This window comes from Pseudomonas sp. AF03-9, from assembly GCF_020515815.1.
Classification (GTDB): domain Bacteria; phylum Pseudomonadota; class Gammaproteobacteria; order Pseudomonadales; family Pseudomonadaceae; genus Aquipseudomonas.
On the sequence record NZ_JAHPJF010000002.1, the window covers coordinates 40029 to 58562 of the forward strand.

The 18534-nt window shown below is 62.2% G+C and carries 24 protein-coding genes; all 24 read left to right on the forward strand.

What is annotated here, in order from left to right:
- Positions 1-160: 160 nt before the first annotated feature.
- On the forward strand, positions 161-1078 hold the full coding sequence (locus LIY36_RS03820) for a GPO family capsid scaffolding protein (protein WP_226454851.1): 918 nt from the start codon (positions 161-163) through the stop codon (positions 1076-1078).
- A gap of 1 nt (position 1079) precedes the next feature.
- A complete protein-coding gene (locus LIY36_RS03825; RefSeq protein ID WP_226454852.1) occupies positions 1080-2099 on the forward strand; it encodes a phage major capsid protein, P2 family in 1020 nt (339 codons plus the stop codon).
- Positions 2096-2821 carry a phage terminase small subunit gene (gpM, locus tag LIY36_RS03830; RefSeq protein ID WP_226454853.1) on the forward strand — a complete coding sequence of 242 codons (726 nt, stop codon included), beginning with the start codon at positions 2096-2098 and terminating at the stop codon, positions 2819-2821. The genes LIY36_RS03825 and gpM overlap by 4 nt, the downstream gene beginning before the upstream one ends.
- Before the next feature lie 98 nt (positions 2822-2919).
- Entirely contained in the window at positions 2920-3381 is a 462-nt protein-coding gene (locus LIY36_RS03835) for a head completion/stabilization protein (protein WP_032887489.1), read from the forward strand.
- Positions 3378-3824, forward strand: a complete 447-nt coding sequence (locus LIY36_RS03840) for a phage tail protein (RefSeq protein ID WP_226454854.1) — start codon at positions 3378-3380, stop codon at positions 3822-3824. The genes LIY36_RS03835 and LIY36_RS03840 overlap by 4 nt, the downstream gene beginning before the upstream one ends.
- Positions 3811-4494 (forward strand): phage virion morphogenesis protein, encoded by a 684-nt coding sequence (locus tag LIY36_RS03845; protein WP_226454855.1) that lies wholly within the window; start codon positions 3811-3813, stop codon positions 4492-4494. Before LIY36_RS03840 ends, LIY36_RS03845 begins: the two co-directional genes overlap by 14 nt.
- Positions 4495-4505: 11 nt before the next feature.
- A complete protein-coding gene (locus tag LIY36_RS03850) occupies positions 4506-5618 on the forward strand; it encodes a DUF2586 domain-containing protein (protein ID WP_226454856.1) in 1113 nt (370 codons plus the stop codon).
- Between the two features lie 5 nt (positions 5619-5623).
- On the forward strand, positions 5624-6073 hold the full coding sequence (locus tag LIY36_RS03855; protein ID WP_032887496.1) for a phage protein: 450 nt from the start codon (positions 5624-5626) through the stop codon (positions 6071-6073).
- Positions 6073-6285 carry a TraR/DksA family transcriptional regulator gene (locus LIY36_RS03860; protein ID WP_032887498.1) on the forward strand — a complete coding sequence of 71 codons (213 nt, stop codon included), beginning with the start codon at positions 6073-6075 and terminating at the stop codon, positions 6283-6285. Before LIY36_RS03855 ends, LIY36_RS03860 begins: the two co-directional genes overlap by 1 nt.
- On the forward strand, positions 6282-6578 hold the full coding sequence (locus LIY36_RS03865) for a hypothetical protein (RefSeq protein WP_122757064.1): 297 nt from the start codon (positions 6282-6284) through the stop codon (positions 6576-6578). The genes LIY36_RS03860 and LIY36_RS03865 overlap by 4 nt, the downstream gene beginning before the upstream one ends.
- Positions 6575-7108 carry a lysozyme gene (locus LIY36_RS03870; RefSeq protein ID WP_226454857.1) on the forward strand — a complete coding sequence of 178 codons (534 nt, stop codon included), beginning with the start codon at positions 6575-6577 and terminating at the stop codon, positions 7106-7108. The genes LIY36_RS03865 and LIY36_RS03870 overlap by 4 nt, the downstream gene beginning before the upstream one ends.
- Positions 7108-7557, forward strand: a complete 450-nt coding sequence (locus LIY36_RS03875; protein ID WP_226454858.1) for a lysis system i-spanin subunit Rz — start codon at positions 7108-7110, stop codon at positions 7555-7557. The genes LIY36_RS03870 and LIY36_RS03875 overlap by 1 nt, the downstream gene beginning before the upstream one ends.
- Positions 7558-7594: 37 nt before the next feature.
- A complete protein-coding gene (locus LIY36_RS03880; RefSeq protein ID WP_032887505.1) occupies positions 7595-7879 on the forward strand; it encodes a putative phage tail assembly chaperone in 285 nt (94 codons plus the stop codon).
- A 23-nt stretch (positions 7880-7902) separates the two neighbouring features.
- Positions 7903-8043, forward strand: a complete 141-nt coding sequence (locus tag LIY36_RS27775) for a DUF6890 family protein (protein ID WP_032887507.1) — start codon at positions 7903-7905, stop codon at positions 8041-8043.
- 6 nt (positions 8044-8049) lie between these two features.
- Entirely contained in the window at positions 8050-10335 is a 2286-nt protein-coding gene (locus LIY36_RS03885; protein ID WP_226454859.1) for a phage tail tape measure protein, read from the forward strand.
- On the forward strand, positions 10335-10652 hold the full coding sequence (locus LIY36_RS03890; RefSeq protein WP_226454860.1) for a DUF2590 family protein: 318 nt from the start codon (positions 10335-10337) through the stop codon (positions 10650-10652). Before LIY36_RS03885 ends, LIY36_RS03890 begins: the two co-directional genes overlap by 1 nt.
- Complete coding sequence (locus tag LIY36_RS03895; protein WP_226454861.1) at positions 10649-11818, forward strand: baseplate J/gp47 family protein; 1170 nt, start codon at positions 10649-10651, stop codon at positions 11816-11818. Before LIY36_RS03890 ends, LIY36_RS03895 begins: the two co-directional genes overlap by 4 nt.
- Positions 11815-12339 carry a phage tail protein gene (locus LIY36_RS03900; RefSeq protein ID WP_226454862.1) on the forward strand — a complete coding sequence of 175 codons (525 nt, stop codon included), beginning with the start codon at positions 11815-11817 and terminating at the stop codon, positions 12337-12339. The genes LIY36_RS03895 and LIY36_RS03900 overlap by 4 nt, the downstream gene beginning before the upstream one ends.
- Before the next feature lie 9 nt (positions 12340-12348).
- Positions 12349-14679, forward strand: a complete 2331-nt coding sequence (locus tag LIY36_RS03905; protein WP_226454863.1) for a phage tail-collar fiber domain-containing protein — start codon at positions 12349-12351, stop codon at positions 14677-14679.
- A gap of 8 nt (positions 14680-14687) precedes the next feature.
- Entirely contained in the window at positions 14688-15407 is a 720-nt protein-coding gene (locus LIY36_RS03910; protein WP_226454864.1) for a DUF4376 domain-containing protein, read from the forward strand.
- A complete protein-coding gene (locus tag LIY36_RS03915; RefSeq protein WP_226454865.1) occupies positions 15404-16330 on the forward strand; it encodes a hypothetical protein in 927 nt (308 codons plus the stop codon). The genes LIY36_RS03910 and LIY36_RS03915 overlap by 4 nt, the downstream gene beginning before the upstream one ends.
- The gene (locus LIY36_RS03920; RefSeq protein WP_226454866.1) at positions 16327-16875 is read left to right on the forward strand and encodes a baseplate complex protein; all 549 of its coding nucleotides are present in this window, start codon (positions 16327-16329) and stop codon (positions 16873-16875) included. Before LIY36_RS03915 ends, LIY36_RS03920 begins: the two co-directional genes overlap by 4 nt.
- Positions 16872-17570, forward strand: a complete 699-nt coding sequence (locus tag LIY36_RS03925) for a hypothetical protein (RefSeq protein WP_226454867.1) — start codon at positions 16872-16874, stop codon at positions 17568-17570. Before LIY36_RS03920 ends, LIY36_RS03925 begins: the two co-directional genes overlap by 4 nt.
- A complete protein-coding gene (locus tag LIY36_RS03930; protein WP_226454868.1) occupies positions 17555-18526 on the forward strand; it encodes a phage baseplate assembly protein V in 972 nt (323 codons plus the stop codon). Before LIY36_RS03925 ends, LIY36_RS03930 begins: the two co-directional genes overlap by 16 nt.
- Positions 18527-18534: the final 8 nt, after the last annotated feature.

Here is an 18534-nt window from a genome sequence, read left to right on the forward strand (position 1 = left end):
GCCGCAGTCTATGCGGCGAAAACGCTGGAAACGCGGGGTTAAATTCCGCGATTCACCTATATCGTGAATATAGGAGAAACGCGCATTTGAACCGTTTGTTTGAGGGCGGGCAGCTCCCTATCTTGGCGGCTCATTCAACGATTGAGCGCAGTTATCGCCCATGCCCCGTTCCCTTGTTTCGTTCTGGAAACGTGTCGCCACCAGCGGCATCACCGCCGATGGTCGCGAGATCCTTCCCCAGGAACTGCGCGACATCGCTGAAACCTATAAGCCGTCGAAATACACCGCTGTGATCTGGTGCGAACACCAGCGCGGGGAAGGTTCTTTCGGCACCGTTTACGCGGTGCGTCTGGTTGAAGAGGGCGACGACCTGGAAGAAGGCCAGATTGCCCTGGAAGCTCAGCTCAAGCCCAACGACCGACTGCTGTACCTGAATGACCAGGGGCAGAAGCTGTTCACCAGCATTGAGATTTGGCCAAATTTTGCAGGCAGTGGCAAATCCTACCTGACCGGTCTTGCGGTCACCGACACACCGTCGAGCCTGGGTACACAAGAACTCTATTTTTCTCGCCAAACCAACAAGGCGACGTACTACGCCGCGTCCGTTGAGCTGGGCGCCTTTCAAGCAGAGCCCCAAGGCGAAGTGGGCAAGCTGATTGGCGCGCTCACCGGTTTTTTCAAGCGCTTCGCGGCGGTCGTTGAGCCCGTCGAACCCACCACCCCAACCGAGACCGAACCCCCTATGGATGAAGCTACCGCAACAGCTTTGAAAGCCCTGCTGGCTCAACTGCTGATTGTCGCTGCCGGCATTCAGGCCGTGATTGAGCCCGTCGCCGAAGAGGCTCCCGAGCCGGAACCTGAGCCGATTGACGACGTGCAGGCTGCCGTCGATGGCATCGTGACTGCCGCCGAAGAAACGCGTGAGTTCAGCCGTAAAGGCAGTGCTACGAACAAGGCCCTGTTGGCGAGCATGGACGCTCTGCAGAAGCAGTTCACTGCGCTGCAGAACACTTCCGCCGGTCGCCAGTTGCCACGCAACCCAGGCCCGGTAACCACCGTCAAAAAGCGGGTGCTCTGACATGGCCTATTCCCTGAGTGCCTACGGCGCCCAAATGTTTGCGCAGCTGCAGTTCGCCATTGCGGAAACCTACGGCGTTGACCTGGCCACCAAGATGTTCAGCGTTGATCCGACCATTGCCCAGGAGCTGAACGACGCCATCACGGCCAAGTCTGATTTCCTGGCGCGTATCAACGTAATTCCGGTGACCGAGATCAAAGGTCAGAAGGTCTTCATTGGCGTGTCGGGTCCAGTCACTGGCCGTACCAACACCAACAGCAAGGACCGCGAAGCCAAGGATGCATCCGCGCTCGATCAGACGACCTACGAACTGTCGTCTACCGAGTCAGATGTGGGCATGCCGTACGCCAAGATCGACGCCTGGGCAAAGTTCCCGGACTTCCATCAGCGCTATTCCGCAGCTGTACAAAAGCAGATCGCGCTGGACCGCATCATGGTCGGCTTCCACGGCACTCACGCTGCCCCGCAGACTGATATTGCCCAATACCCGATGCTGCAGGACGTCAACAAAGGCTGGCTGCAACAAGCCCGTGAGCAGATCCCGGCCCAGGTACTCAAGGAAGGCAAGGTCGCCGGCAAAGTCACCCTCGGCGCCGGTGGCGACTACGCCAACTTGGATGCCCTGGTGCACGACACCAAACAACTGGTGGACGAACGTCTGCGCGATGCCGGCGACCTGATCGCGATCATCGGTACCGACCTGCTGGCCGCTGACAAGGCCAAGCTGTATTCGAAGCAGGGCGACACCCCGACCGAAAAAGAGCGCATCGAAGAGGCTCAGGTAATCGCCACCTACGGCGGCTTGCCGAGCTTTAGCGTGCCGTTCTTCCCGGTCAACGGCGTCGTCGTCACCAGTTGGGACAACCTGTCGATCTACTTCCAGGACTCCAGTTGGCGTAAGCAGACCATCGACAATCCGAAGCGCTCCCGCGTCGAGGACTACAACAGCCGCAACGAAGGTTATGTGATCGAGCAGTTGGAAAAGTTCGCCATGACCGAAAACGTGGAGCTGGTGGCGTGAGTCTGGCCCTGGCGCACAAGCGCCGCACCATCGCCCTTGGAGGCGCCGCCGTTGTGGCGGCTGCCGCCTCCGCAGCGCTTCCTTACTCGCCGGCGGAAGCCCTGAGCAGCCCAGCCAATGCGCGCAAGCACTTGCTGCTGCAGGAAGCCGCACTGGACCAGGATCTGGAGCGCATCAGCGCAATCAACGGCCTGGCCGGACGCCAGGCCCTCAAGCGCGAAGAACTGCTGCCCAAGTACCAGGAATACGTCCAGCGCTATTGCGAGTCGGGGCTGAATTTCCCCAATCGCGTCGCGGTGCAGGTGCTGGTCTGGCTGTTCGACACGGCCCAGTTTGAAGACGCCCTGTGCCTGGCCGACTTCCTGATCGAGCAGGGCCAGCAGATGCCGGAGCGCTTCAAGCGCCGCGACATCCAGACCTTTGTCGCCGACGCCGTGTGCGAGTGGGCCTACGCCGAATACAAAGCCAACCGCAGCCCGGAGCCTTACCTCTCCGACCTGCTGCCGCTGGTTGACGGTGAGTGGCAACTGACGGAGCAGATCCCGAGCAAGTACCACAAGTTGATCGGCATGCGCGCCATGGAGGCAGGGCAGTTTGAGGTCGCACTCAAGCACCTGGAGCGTTCAACGGAGCTGTACGCCCAGGCCGGCAACGACACCCGTATCGAAAAGGTCCGTAAGGCCCTGGCAAAACAAGCGGCCGCTAACCCGGCCACCGAATAACCGGCTACCCCCCCCAGCGGGGACTTGTGGAAGTGAGCCGCCTATTTATGGACCGTCCCACTGAAAACAGGCTCCCCGCCCAATTTGAGCGGCCAGCAATGAGCTTTTCCGGGAAACCCACCACATTTGTGGAACAGGCGATTGAGAACGACGGCTTTTGGCCCGACCTCTCCGTGTCCGAGTTCCAGAAGGAACAACGCCTGCCGGCGGAGTACCTGGTGGAGCTGCTGGCCGACGCGTTGAACACTGCAATGGTTGAGGTCAATACGGACCTAGCCAAGTGCAAAGCCCGCTGGCAATCCAACGGCGTCACGCGTGTCGAGTCCGCTGACTCCACGGTGCTGCCTGAACGTGCCTTCCAGGTGAAGTTGTACAAGCGTGCGGTGTACTGCCGCGCCAAAGGTAACGCGCTGCCGCAGTTCCCCACCGTGACCCGCCGCGAAAGCGCCGAGAACACCGGCAAAGAAGCCCCCGAGCGTGCGGAAACCTTCCTGGCTTTCAGTCAGCAGGCCGTGCGCGCCCTGCAGGGCCGTGGCCGCATCACGGCGGCGTTGCTGTGATCAAGCTGCAGGCCATGACGGCCTATCTGATCGAGCGCCGCCTGGTCGAGCCTGAACAGCTCGACAGCTGGACCGACCAGGTCAAGTTAGACCTGATCTGGAAGCCCGACGTTGGCGGCATGCGTATGGGCGACATGCGCTACCTCGCCACGATTGCCCTGGAGCGTTATGCCGATCATCCGGGGCGCCTGATGGCGTTGGTGGGCAGTTGGCTTGAAACCCACGACCAGAACCGCGACGACCTGCCCGGGGCGAGTTTTGACATCACCATGCTCGATAACGATCTGGCGGACGTGGACATCACCCTGGAGTTCATCGAGCCGCAGTACCTGGCCGAAGACCCCGCCGGCGAGATCGAGGCGTTCGGTAAGTCCTGGTCGTTTATCCCATTCGACCTATGGATTGCCGAACACGGTGAGGTCTCCAGCAATGGCCGGACGTAGCACGTTAGAGCTGGATGCCCGGGGTTACCTGGGCGTCCAGGAACAACTCGCGCTGTTGACGCTGTCGCCGCAATTGCGCCGGCGTTTGCTGAACAACGTGACCAAGCGCGTGCGCACGATGAACCGAAAAAACGTGCGCGACCAGAAGAACACCGATGGCACCCCGTTCGCCGCCCGTAAGGGCGAGACCAAGGGCCAAAAGAAGATGGAAGCGGGCCTGGCCAAGCTGATGCAGGTCACGCGGGTCAGCCCTGATGAAGCCGTGCTGGGCTGGCGTAACGCCCTGACCAGTTGGGTCGCCGCGCAGCAGCACAACGGGGCCAGCGAGCGCCGTACCGCCGCGCAGATGCGCAAGTGGAACAACGTTTCCCCCGGCCTGGCCGCGACCGACAAGCAGGCCAAGCGCCTGCGCCGTCTCGGTTTCAAGGTGCGCCAGGCCGGAAAAAAGTCGCTGACCAGGCCCTCGGTGGCCTGGATCAAAGAGCACGTTAACTACGCCAAAGCGGGCCTGCTCATTCGCATCCTGGACGACGAAAAGAAAGAAAGCACCGGCGCCCAAAGCTGGGAAATAACCCTGCCAAAACGCCAGTTCATTGGGGTCAGCACTGAGCACGATACCGGCTTGCTGATTAACCAGGTGCTGCAACAAATCCTTAATTCACCCCGCTAGCGAGGCATTGCATGGCACTCGGTAAAGTCAGCGTCAACAATCTCAACCTCGGCCAAGGCGCCGTTACCGAGATCGAGCGCTATTTCTTGTTCATCGGTCCCGCCGCGAAAAACGTCGGCAAGCTGGTGTTGCTCGACACCCAAAGCGATCTGGACACCCAACTGGGCGTCCCAGCCAGCGACCTGAAAACCCAGATTCAAGCCGCACGCCTGAATGGCGGCGACCGTTGGGCCTGTGTGGCGGCGCCCATCGCCGAAGACATCACCTGGCAGGATGCCCTGGCCGCTGCCACTCGCACGTACTCCGTCGAGGCCGTGGTGATCACCCATCCAGTTACCAGCGGTGCCGAGCTGTCGGCCATGCACGATGCCGCCACTGATTTGAGCAACCGCCTGGGTCGTCGCGTCTTTGTGATGGCAGCTACCCCGGGCATCGCCCTGGAACAAACCTGGGACGCCTACGTCGTTGAGCAAACCGCGATTGTGAAAGGTCTCGCCGCGCCCCGCGTTCTGCCGGTGCCACAGCTGCACGGCAATAACCAGGGCGTGTTGGCCGGTCGTTTGGCCAACGCGGCGGTGAGCATTGCCGATACCCCGATGCGTGTCGCGACCGGCGCCGTGATGGGGCTGGGTGCCGAGCCCAAGGATTCGAGTCGCGACCCGTTGCCGTCCGCTGTGCTGACCCAACTGGACGCCGCCCGTCTTTCGGTGCCGCAGACGTACCCCGACTACCCAGGCGTGTTTTGGGGCGACGGCAATCTGCTGGATGCCCCGGGCAGCGACTTCCAGGTGATCGAGCACCTGCGCGTGATCGACAAGGCAGCGCGGCGTGTACGCATGTTGCTGATTCAGCGCGTGGGTGATCGCAAGCTGAACAGCTCGCCCAACTCGATGGCGGCCGCCACCTCGGCGCTGATGGCACCCCTGCGCCAGATGGCCAAGTCCGTGACCTTCGCCGGCCAGCAGTTCCCGGGTGAGATCGAGCCGCCCAAAGATGGCGACGTAACCCTGGTCTGGAAGAGCAAAACCGCCGTCGAGGCGTACCTAGTCCTGCGCCCCCTCAACTGCCCGAAAGACCTGACGGCGAACATCGCCCTGGATCTTTCCACTGACGACTCGGAGTAACCCTTATGGCCCGCATTGGCGGTATGAACTTCGACGTGAACATGGGCGACCTGCTTGTTCACGTCGAAAACGCGACCCTGGACATCACCGACAACTCGGCGGTGGCGCAGACCAAGGGCGTCCCGGACGGCTTCATTGATGGCGACGTGGCTGCCGCCGGCGAGCTGGAGCTGGACACCCAAAACTTCAACCTGGTGATCGAGGCGGCAGGCAAAGCGGGCAGTTTCCGCAAGCTGGAAACCTTCGACCTGGTGTTCTTTGCCAAGACCGCCGACGAGGAAATGCGCGTCGAGGCGTTCGGCTGCAAATTCCGTATTTCCAGCCTGTTGAGCATTGCCCCTAAAGGCGGTGAGAAGTCCAAGCACAAGCTGCCGTTTGACGTCACCAGCCCGGATTTCATCCGAATCAACGGCGTGCCGTACCTCGACAGCACCGAGACCGAGGGCCTGCGTTGATGTCCTGCCTGTTCGACCGCGCCCAGGCCCTGGAGCAACGCGAGCGTGATCAAGCCATCGCCGCCCAGTTGGCCCGCAAGCGGCCGAGCGGGCCAAGCCTGACCCACTGCGAAGACTGCGACAAACCCATCCCGGAACAGCGCCGTGCCCTGGGCGGAATGACCCACTGCGTACCGTGCCAATCCCTTATTGAGCAAGGACAGCGCCGATGACCATTCGCGCCACGCCCAAACGCAACCTGGAAAGCCGTGTCGCCGTGCTTGAACACCGTTTCAGCGACCTAGAAGACCGCCACGCAACCGTGCCGACCCGCGTCACCCGGTTGGAAGGCGAGTTCGAACACATGGCGGTACAGCTCTCGGATCTGAACGATGGCCAGCGCGAACTGACGGCAACCGTGGCCGACATCGGCACCAAGGTCACCCGTATGTTGGCGGTGCTGACCGTGCTGGGCATCCTGGCGCAGATGATTGGTGCCGCGTTGCTGCGGGTGCTTTTCCCGTGAGCCTGCGCAGCAAGATTGCCGCCGGCGCCATCGTGCTGGTTAGCGCGCCGTTGCTCGCCTTCCTGGGCAAGTGGGAAGGGCAGGGCCAGAACATCGTCTACCCCGATCAACTCGCCCGTGGCCTGCCCACGGTGTGCAAGGGCATCACGCGTTACACCAGCCCGTACCCGCTGGTGGTTGGTGACTACTGGTCGCCGGCACGTTGCGCCGAGGTGGAGCAGCTGGTGGTGGAAAAGGGCCAGTTGGCCCTGGCCGACTGCCTGACGAATCCACGCGTCGGCCAGCAGACGTTCGACGCACTGAGCAGCCATGGCCACAACTTCGGCGTGCCCAGCACCTGCGCCAGTCGGGCCGTTGGCCTGATCAACTCCGGCCGCATCAGGGATGGCTGCAAGGCGCTCGCCTGGGGAGCTGATGGCAAAACCCCTGTGTGGTCGTCGGTCACCGATGCCCAGGGGCGCAAGCGCTTTGTACCAGGACTGCACGCTCGTCGGCGCGCCGAAGCGGCCATGTGCGCGGAGGGCCTGTGATGCGCGATGCCCTTTTCATCCTGGTGCTGTGCCTGGCGGCCTGGTTCAGCGTTCACCTGCTGCAAGGCCAGCGTGACGCCGCCCGCGCCGAGCGTGACCAGGCGCAAGACGAGCGCGACGGCCTGCGCGAAGCCGCCCGTATCACCAGTGAACGGATGGCCCAGGCCGCGAGCAATGACGTTAAGCACACTCAGGAACTGACCGATGCACGCGACAAAAACCTTAATCGCCGGCGCGCTGTTGATGCTGGCGATCAGCGGCTGCTCGTCAAAGCCGCCTGTCCAGCCGCAGTGCCCGCCCATGCCGGCACCGGCGGCGTGGCTGATGCAGGCGCCGCCGAACTCGCAACAAACGCTCGACCGGATTATTTCACCCTCGTTGATCAACTCGCCCTCAGCCGGCAAATGATCCTCGGCCTGCAGGACCAGGTTCGGCTTTGCCTGCGCTGATACCCCCACTTTTTCTTGAGCCACACGGAGCTACACCATGACTCGCCGCACCATCACCCTGACCATCGCCGACAAAGATTTCGACTTCACCCTGGGCGCGCCCGAGGTCACCAAGTACTTCAACGCCATGACCCAGACCAACAAGATCGCCCCGGCTCATAACCTGCTTTCCACCAGCGTGAAAGCGGATCAGCGCGACGACCTCAAGTTGTACCTGGTCAACCCGGTGACCGTCATTCAGATCGCCGGCGCGCTGCTGGAAGAGTTCAGTCCTGACGTCGAGATCACCGTAAAAAAGCCCTCGGATACGCCGAGCGCCTGACCGAAAACAGCCTGGGCCAGCTCTTGGCCCTAACCGCACGCTGGTTACCTGGTGCGGAGCCTACGGTGGAAAACCTGGGCTCTGCCAAGTGGCTTGAAGACGAATACTGGAAACGCATGGAATTTGCCGTGGCCAACGGCATTGCCCACGCGTTTAACGGATAAGCACCGATGGCTGATCGCTCCTCTCGACTGGATTTCATCCTTGCCCTGACTGACAAAGTCACCGCCCCGTTGGGCAAGGTGAAAACCGGGTTTTCCGACCTGGCAAGCCAGAGCCAGGAGCACTTCAAGACCATGGGTATCGGCCTGGCAGGGGTCACCGGTGGCTTTATGGCCATGGGTGCATCGTTGGAGCCCGCCCTGGAGATGAACCGCGCCCTGGGCGAAGTTCGCTCGCTAAACGTGGCCGAAGACGCGCTTGATTCGCTCAACGCCAAGGCCCTGGAGTTTTCCGTCAACTATGGCGAAAACGCCGAGGCTTTCGTCGCGTCGGCGTATCTGGTTGAAGGTGCAATCAAGGGCCTGACGGGCAGCCAGTTGGCCACGTTCACCAACGCTAGCAACGTGCTGGCCAAGGCCACCAAGACTGATGCCCACACCATGGGCGAGTACGTCGGCACCCTCTACAACCTGCAGAAGTCCCAGGCGGATGCGATGGGCAAAGGCGCCTGGGTGGAAAAGCTGGGCGGGCAGACGGCCCTGGCTACTCAGTTGTTTCGTACCAGTGGTGCGGCGATGAAAGACGCCTTCAAGGAAGCCGGGGCGATTGCGACCACGGCCGGCGTCGATCTGGCCGAGCAAATGGCGGTGATCGGTACGCTCAGCAGCACCATGGAAGGGGGCGATGCCGGCGGGCGCTACAAGGCGTTGTTTGAAAACATGGGCGCCGCCTCGGAAAAGCTGGGGATGAAACTGTCGGATCAGCAGGGCAAGGCGCTGCCAATCCTCGACATTATGGACAAGCTACAGGGCAAGCTCGGCGACCTTACCAGCGCCTCGGCCGGCGTGAAGCTGACCGAGGCGTTTGGTGGTGAGGGTGCCCAGGTCATTGCCGCGCTGGCCAAGGATGCTGGCCGCTTGCGAAACGGTATCGACCAACTGAGCAAAGTCCGGGGCTTGGAGCAGGCCGAGAAGATGGCCAAGGCCATGGTTGACCCCTGGCAGCAGTTCGGCGCAGCCGTGCAAGCGTTGCGCATCGCGTTTGGCCAATCGCTGATTCCGATCCTGACCCCATTGATGGATCGCCTGGTGGGCATCGCCGGCACACTGACCCGCTGGACTCAGCTGTTTCCAAACATCACCCGCCTGATCGGCATTGTCTCCCTGACGTTCCTGGGCCTGGCCACGGCCATGGGCCTGCTGACGTTCGCCGTGGGCCTGAGCAAAACCGTCTGGCTGGCACTGGTGACGGTCTGGAACGTGTTGACCTGGACCGGCTTCCGGTCCATTGCCATGTTCTTGTTTCACACCGTGATGATCACGGCCTTTGCTGCCGGGCTGGTGGTTATGTACACCGGGATCGGCCTGGTCAGAGGCGCCATGTTGCTGTGGCAGGGCGCTATTTGGCTGGTCAACGCCGCCATGATGGCCAACCCGGTGGGAGTCGTGATCATTGGCATCGTCGCGCTGGTTGCGGCAATCACGGCGGTAGTTGTCTATTGGGACGACCTGGTGGCTGCGCTGATGAACACCGCCGCGTTTCAGTGGGTCTCGGCCCAACTGGAAGCACTTAGCGCCTGGTTCACGTCCATGGGCGGCTGGTCGGGCATGGCGAAGGCCGCATGGGACAGCATTGTGGCGATTTTTCACGCCGCGATTAATGGCCTGATCGCCATGCTCAACAAGATCCCGGGCGTCAACATTGAGACCACTTTCGACGATATGCCGACGCCCCCGGCCGTGCCGGATCTGGTGGCCGGCACCGTCGCGCCGGCGGACGTCTCCAGTTTGCCCGGGGCGACCTCGATGGCGACCGCTGCCGCCGCAGCTGCTGTACCGGCACCGCTGATGCTCTCCCAACGCGCCACTGAGCCCGTGGCGGTCAAGCAACCGCTAATGGCCCCTATGTTGCCCCTGGCTGCACCTGCCGTGCCGTTGCAGAAGCTCGCGCCAGAGGTGAAGCAACCGGCACCGATCATGCTGCCGCCGGCGTCAGCCGACTTGGCCACGTCGCCGAAAATTATGCCGCTGCCAGTCGTGATGCAGAAGGCTACCGAGTTGCCGGACAAGGTGGACAAAGGCATTCAAGCCCGCGAATCCCTCAACCAAAACACACCGGCAATCAGCCCAACCAAACCCCTGGCCGTACCCAAAGGAGGACTGATGCAGAGCATTCAGAACACGACCCAGAACCAGCGCAGCGGCCCTCACATCGAGAAAGTGGAGATCCACAACAAGGAGCCTATGACGCCGCTGCAGATGGAAAACATGCTTGCCATGGCGGTGGGTGGCTGATGAGCGAATACATCGACCTGCTGATTTCCGGCAATGACCTGGTGCTCGATCCGGCACGCCAGCCGCTGTTGGTCAGTGACCGGGCTTCAATTGCCCAGGACATTGCCCACATGATCCGCGAAAGCGGCCTGCTGGTGACCCTGGTGGCCGAGCGCGACCGTATGCGTCAGCGCGATTGCATCCAGCAAATGGAGCTGCTGGTGGAGGCCGACGAGCGCCTGGTGCCGGGAACTGCCGAGATCATCCAGGCATCACCAGGTCAGTACCTGGTAACCGCCACCACGGTGAAGTTCGGCCGATTGGAGGTGAGCCTGTGAGCGTTGATTTCAAGCAGGCAATGAGCGATTCCGGGATTCCGATCACCGAAGCGCAACTGAAACAGTCGTGGGAAAAGCTGGCAGCGGAGCAGGGCAGCACCCTCAGCAACACCAGCGCCTACAGCCCGTTCTGGCGGATCGTCACCGCCCTGGTGACCAAGCCCGTGCTGTGGTTGCTGGAGTTTGTCAGCGGCACCGTGTTGCCGAATTTCTTCGTACAGACCGCCACGGGCGTTTGGCTGGACACCTTGTGCTGGGCGGTGAACGTCGAGCGTAAGGGCGCGACGGTCGCCACCGGTGAACTGCTGTTCACCAGGGCCAACACCGGCGGCGCGCTGGAGGTGCCGGCGGGCACCGTTGTCCAGTCGCCAACCCTGAATGAGCACATTTACCAACTGGTCACCACTGAGCCGCGCAGCTTTGAAGAAGGCCAAAGCCAGCTGGCCGTGCCGGTCAAAGCGATGGGGGCGGGCAGTGGCTACAACCTGGCCCCAGGTTATTACGCGGTCCTGCCGGAGCCGGTGCCGGGCATCGTCCAGGTGGTCAACACCACCGACTGGATGCATGAGCCCGGCGCCGATGCTGAGCCCGACGACCAACTGCGCCTGCGCGGCCGTAATCAGTTCTCGGCCGTCAACCAGTGGCACACCGATGCTGTGTACCGGGCGATCATCACCGGCTTCCCGGGTGTGTCGGCCGATGGCGTTTACTTCGAACATGGCGCGCCCCGTGGCCCGGGCAGCGCGAATGCCTTTGTGTTGTTCGACGCCGGCGTGCCTGCTGACACGTTCCTGGAGCAGATCAACACGCATATCCGCGACGGCGGCAACCATGGCCACGGCGATGATCTGCAGGCGATGGCCATGCCTGAAACCTTCCACGCGATCAGCGTGAAAGTGTGGCCCAAAGCCAACCTTAGTGAGGTCCAGCTGGAGACGCTGGAAACCGAGGTCGGCCTGTTCATCCGCGCCGCGTTTCGCGAAAGCACCCAGCGCGATTACAAACCGACCAGGACCTACCCACAGTCGCGGTTCAGTTTCAGTCGCTTGACCGAGGAACTGCACGCCCGTTTCCCCAACATCGAATCGCTGACGTTCGCCGGTACCGACATCGTGTCGGGCCTGAACATCCCGCGCATCCAGAGCCTGGCGGTGGTCCTGCAATGATCAAGCTCAAATTGCCGTTCTGGCTGTCGGGGCCTGAATTGACCAGGTTGATGGGCGCCGCCCAGCGCTGGTGGGAAATGGCGGTGGAGTGGCTGCGATGGCCCTACCTGCAGTTCGACCCGGACACCTGCCACCTGTCGATCCTGGAGCTGTGGGCCTGGCAGCGCGACGTCACGCGCTTCAACGGCGAACCGGAAAGCCTGTTCCGGCTGCGGGTCAAGTACGCCTTTATCAACTCGGTTGACGCCGGGAGCGTGGCGGGGCTCAAGCGAATCATGCAGCGCCTCGGTGTTGGCTACATCGAGATCGAGGAGCGCATGCCCGACCGCGACTGGGACGTGGTGCTGCTGACCCTCAGCGACTCGCAACTCTCCGAAAACCCCGACCTGTTGCGCGTGCTGATCCGTCAGTACGGCCGCACCTGCCGGCGCTACGACTTCGTGACCATTACACCAGTGCGGCTTGCAGTTGCCCTGGTCGACTTTAACGACGACCAGCAAACGCTGATCGCCAGCCTGTAGGGAGTATTCATGGCTGCAAGCATCACACTGGCCGGGCAAAGCCTGATCGCTCAAAAACAAGCGGCTGGCCAAGTCTTGACCGTCGCCCGATTCATCCTGGCCAACGTGCCTGGGCTGGACGTCAATGCACCGGTAAACCGTGCTGGGCTCAAGCCCCCGTCGGGCCAGATCGTTTACACCTCACCGGTGACCCAAACCGGCTACGTGAACCCCAACCAGGTCGTGTACAGCCTGATGATGGGCACCGACATCGGTGACTTTGATTTCAACTGGATCGGCCTTGAAACCAGCGACAACGTGCTGCTGTCGGTGGCCTACGTACCGTTGCAGCAGAAGCGCAAAAACATTCTGCCCGAGCAGATCGGCAACAACATCACCCGCAACTTCATGCTGGTGTTCGACGGCGCCCAGCAGCTGACCGCAATCACCATCGACGCGAGCACCTGGCAATTCGACTACACCGCGCGCATGAAAGGTATCGACGAGCGGGAGCGCCTGAGTAATCGCGACATGTTCGGGCGGGCCTGCTTTTTCGGCACCGCCCTGCAGATGACGAAAGTGGGCAGCGTGTATCAGCTCAAGCCGGGCCTGGCGTACATCGAAGGTGTGCGTTTGGAGCGCGCCGCCGTAACACCCGTGACGGTGCCGGCAGTGCCCAACAAGGCTTGGCTGGACGTCGTGCTGCAGCGTGAACAGAGCGATGTGGTGGGTAAGTTCCAGGTGGTATTCGGCGCCAATAAAGTCGACTACTCCGACAGCGTTGGTGCACGGCATTACCTGGTGCCGCTGGCCGATCTACCGACATCGAGCACTATCACAGACCTGCGTGTGGTCGAAGCCATCGACAGCGAGCTGGTTAAGCACTTCGCGGCGCGTGTCGGTGACTATCCCGACCTGCGCGCACGCGCCACGACCAAGGACGACGTTGGGCTGAGCAAGATCCCCAACGCGATTAGCGATGCGGCTGACAGTGACAGTTCGGCAATCCTGGCCACCACCAAGATGGTCGCCGGCGTACGCAAGCTGCTACAGGACGCGATCACCGCGCTGATTAACGGCACCTCGGTTGCGGGCAAAGCGGCCCGCTGGGCGACGGCTCGCAAGCTGTCGCTGACCGGCGGGATCACCGGCGAGGTTTCGCTGGATGGCAGTGCAGACGCGAGCATGAGTGTCACGGTTAAACCCGAGGGGCATACCCACACCATTGCGCACACCACCGGCTTGCAAGGCGCGCTTGATGCCAAGTTGTCTTTGGCTGGCGGGCTGGTAAGCGGTGCCACTGCGTTTTTCCAAGGCATTCATGGCGGTTACGGTAATGGCAACGGCAACAGCGCCGACTGGGGAGCGTGCATCTGGGGAATGGGGGCGTCTTATGACGGCGCCGGTGCGAATGCCAGTTACACAACGGCGAGCCATTACGGGATGTCCTGGATTCGTGCGGGCCACGGCGATGCTATCTCCCAGATTGGGGAGGGTGTGTACTTTTACCAAAATGGCAGCCTTCGGGGTGGAGTAGGTAATGCCGGCGTTTTCACTGCCGGGGTTTTCTATGGAAGTGGGGCAGGTATCACCCAGCTCAATGCCAGCAATCTGGCCAGCGGCACGCTCCCCGATGCGCGATTGTCCGGCACGTACACCGGGGTAAACATAACTGGTAATGCGGCTACTGCCAGCAAGTGGTCAGCACCTCGGACCATCACGTTCACCGGTGGTGCTACCGGTTCTTTGACCTTGGACGGTTCCGCAAACGTGAACTTTGCGCTGACTGTTCCTCCGTCCGCGCACACCCATACCGTCGCCCAGGTCACAGGGCTGGATACGGCACTGGCTGCGGCAGCTCCACCAGGACTGATCGGAGCGTTTGCCCGTGCCGATGCACCGGCGGGCTGGCTCAAGGCGAATGGTGCAGCGGTTTCGCGCACCTCCTATGCAGCGCTGTTTGCTGCCATCGGCACGCGCTTCGGCGCCGGTGACGGCAGCACCACCTTCAACCTGCCGGAAGCCCGGGGCGAGTTCGTTCGAGGGCTGGACGATGGGCGCGGCATCGACGTGGGCCGCGTCCTGGGCTCGTGGCAGGCAAGCCAGAACCTGGCGCACACCCACACCGCGACCGCCGCCGTCGATGGCGCGCACACGCACACCTTCACGATCAACCGACAAGGCTCGTCGTCGGATCACCGCGTATTGGACATGCCGCCAGGCCGTACCGGCAGTGAAGGCACTGGCAAGGTTTCGGTGGACGCTGCAGGTGAGCATACCCACGCCATCACGGTAGGCGCGAACGGCGGCACCGAAGCCCGCCCGCGCAACATCGCGTTCCTGCTCTGCATTAAATATTGAGGCCCACCATGACCAGCACGACGGCAAAAACCGTTTTTCAGACAGATCACCTGGGCATCTACATCGGTGCCACGACTGCCGACGCGTCTCCGCTTGAACCCGGGGTTTGGTTGATTCCTGCCCGCTGTGTGGAGAAAGCCCCACCTGTTGCGAGCGAGCACCAGTTGCCGCGTTGGGACGGCGAGCAGTGGACCCTGATCGACTCCTACGCGGGCCTGACCGCTTACAGCATTGAGACCGGGGCACCACTGGTGATCGAGCGTCACGGCCAGTTGCCGTTCGGCTACACGTTGCAGGCACCTGGTCAGCATCAGGTTTGGAACGGTAGCGGCTGGCAGGACGATATTCCCGCCGTGGTCGAGCGCGACTACAGCGCCAAACGCAACGAGATCAGCGCCGCCTGTGATCGTGTGATTTCTGGCGGCTTCTGGTCCGAAGCCCTGGGCGCACGCCATTTCTACAGCAGCACGCTGGAAGATCAGTTGAACCTGACCAACATGACGATGCGTGCTCTGCCGGCGGCGTTCCCATGCGTGGACGTGGCCGGTCAAAAGGAGTTCAAGGAACACACGGCGGCGCAGTTGCAGCTGGTGTGCAATGGGCTCTGCGAGTTCAAACTGGACGCCCTGCAACGCGCGGATCGCCTGAAAAAAGCCCTGGAAGTCGCCCGGTTGGCCAAGGATGTCGAGGCGATTGCTGCTCTGTCCTGGGATGAGGCGCCGCTATGACTTGGGCACCCGTGACCATGCGCTGGCCTGCCGAGGCCACGGCGTGGATGGAGCAGATGGACGCAGCCAAGGGCCTGGCTGGCAGTCAGATGGCCGACACCGGCACCCGACTGCAGAAGCTGGCATCGGTCGCCAAAACCAATCCCGGCCCGGTCGGTGGAGCCTCCCAGGGCGCGATCAGCGCCGGACGTGCGGCTCTCGCGGGGCAGTTCGGCGATGTGCCGGCGTGTATCGTCGTCACCCCGTTTCAGGCCGGCATTGGCCAGGGCAGCGGCGGACACCAGCGTTTTCTGTCTGCGCCCAACCTGCTGCAGCTGTTGGGCAACAAGCTGACCGACTCCACCGACGTCGCACGCCCCCAAGGCCAGTTGTATGGCCTGGTAGTGCTCTTTCTGTCCACACGTCAGGATCACTTCGCCGCCACGCTGCAGCGCTTCAATGCGTTGTTGCCGATGCCCGACCTGGTGCGAGCTGAACGCCGCTCGCGGCACCTGTCCAAGCTGGAGGTGGAAAAGTGGGAGTTGCCGGCAGCGGGGCAGATGCCGCGCTGGGGTCAACTGCCCCTGCAGCGTTGCCCCATCACCAAGGTGGCGAGCCAGGTGATGTCCGGCCAGTTGGCCATGCTCGAAAGCTATGCGGCCGACAGCTCGCCCATGGCCGACCTGGCCAGCCTGCAGGCGCGTAAACAGGCCCAGTCAGCTGCGTCTGACCAGAAGCTGGCCGACCTGCAGGCGATGCTGGCCAACAGTTCGCCCGACACCTCAATGCAGGCCCGCTTGATCGGCCCCGGTGACGGCGCCACGATTCGCCGGCGACTGCTGGAGGGTGACGCCCCGGGGCATGAATGGCCGCTGTGCGCCGGCGCGCTGCTGGTTGGTTCGCTGGAAAGTCTGGGCTTTGTGCGCGAACTGGTGGGCCTATGACGTCGCTGCTGTTAAACGGCCTGCCGGTGCGCGGGCAGAACATGAAAATCATCGCAAACCTGCGCATCGAGAGCGATGACCTGTCGGGGCAGACGAGTAACAGTGAAGCGGCTCACAAGGGCTTCAAGCCCAAAACCCTGGCCGTGACCCTGACCATTCGCTACTCCGACAAGTCGTTCCTGCGCGATCTGATGCGCCAGGCCGAGGCCACCGAAGGCGGTGGCCAACGCAAGACTTACCGCATCGTCAACGACACTGCTGACGGTTTTGGTGTGCGCCAGGTGCAGTTCAGCGACGGGGTAAGCGCCCGGGAGGACGACAGCCTGTTTTGCTGGCGGGTCCAGTTCACGCTGTCTGAAAAACTGTCGAACCCCGAGCGGGTCGAGAAGCGCCGTCCGGCCAATGCGGCCACGGCACAGGGCGCACCAGGTCAAGCGGTAGGAGGCGGCACCAGCGCCGCCGGCCAGCCTGGAAGCGCACCCGAACTGTCGGGTTTCGAGTCCACGTTGAAGCGTGTAGACGACTGGCTGGGGAGCGGCCAATGAGCCTGAAACTGCACAAGGTGCTGACCATAAACGGCGAACCCGTTGCCTTGGTCAAAGAGGATGTCCGCTTGGAGCTGCGAAGCCCCGGCCGGGCATCTTTCACAGTCCAGGCATCGGCGCCGCTCAAGGGCCTGGTGACGTTGGACATCGGCTACAACGACAGCACGCTGCAGCGCCACTTCATCGGCTACGTGGAACGCTGCACAGCGGCCAACTCCCAGCAGCAGGTGCTGTTCTGCCGCGAGCTGGCCGCGATCCTGGCCAAGCCCTTGCCGCTGAACCTGCGCCACGTCGATCTGCGCGCCGTGCTTGAAGAGATCAGCAAGCACACGGGGTTGAAATTCCGCGTGCCGGACAGCTCATACACGCGGGTCAAAGCCCCATTTTTCTACAGCCTGGCCACCGGCTACCAGGCGATGGACAGCCTGGCCCGGGTTTTCTCTATCGACGACCTGATCTGGCAACAACAGGGCAACGGGGAAGTGTTCGTGGGCAAATGGGCCGATAGCTTTTTCGGCGCCCGGGCGCCCCTGCACCTGCCAACCGAGCTGTTCGACGGCTACCAGGACAACCAGAGCGCCATGATCGCGGCGCTCCCAGGCATGCGCCCAGGCGCGACAATCAACCAAGGCGAGCGGGTCACTTCGGTGACGCTGGCCGGCACTCAGATGGCATTGAAATGGAAGACGCAATAAAACGAGCGGTAGAACGCCAGTTTCCCGAATTGACCGGAGGCTATCACCTGCCACGGTTCGCCAAGGTGATCGCCGTGCCTGATGCACCTGCCGGCGCCGGCGTCTGTGACGACTTCCGGCCGCGCTTTGGCGTTGACCTGCAGGTGCTCGGCCCGGACGGAGAGGTGGACGCGAGCCTACCGGTGCTGTCGGGTGTGCCGTTACCGGTGCCGGTCGGTGGTGATGAAATGGGCTTCTACGCGTTTCCGGAGGAGGGCACCACTGTTGTGGTCTGCTTCGCTTACGGGTTGCCGCACAAGCCCTATATCCAGACGGTGCTGCCTCACGGCCTGACTCTGCCAAGCGTGCCGAAAGGTGACCAGGTGTGGCAGCACAGCGAAACCTGCCAGCAGCGTGTCGACGCGGACGGCAACTGGCTACGGCAAACAGATGGCAAGATCCAGGACAAGGCGGTCCAGCGGGAAGTGGAGGCGATGGAGAACACCGAGAGCTTTCAGAGCCACACCAGGACGGTGGACGACCATTCAACCGAGTCGGTGGGTGGGATCAAGAAGATCGAGGCGCTGGGCGCGCTTAAGCTGCTGTCGGGGGGATCTGCGAGTCTGGCAGCGGTGGATGATTTGCACCAGGCGACTGGGCGGGATTTGAACCTGGTGGTGGGGCAGAAGTACAACACCACGGTGGGTGGGGATATGCAGGAAAGGATTCAGGGGATGCGTGAGAGCGTAGCTTCGGTTGGTCAGCGTCTAGTCGCGCCCAAGACCTGGTTGGGATCCGAGGGTGTGAACGTACTGCAGGTGCTGTGTGACTTGCTCGACCTAGTGCAGCAAATGAATATTCAACTGGCGAGTCATACCCACGGGCCTACACCGGTACCAAGTAACAGTGCGATATTCACTGAAGGTACGAAAACAGCTTTGGTGATGAAAGAAAAAATGAATTTGGTTACTTTGTAAAATTTGTT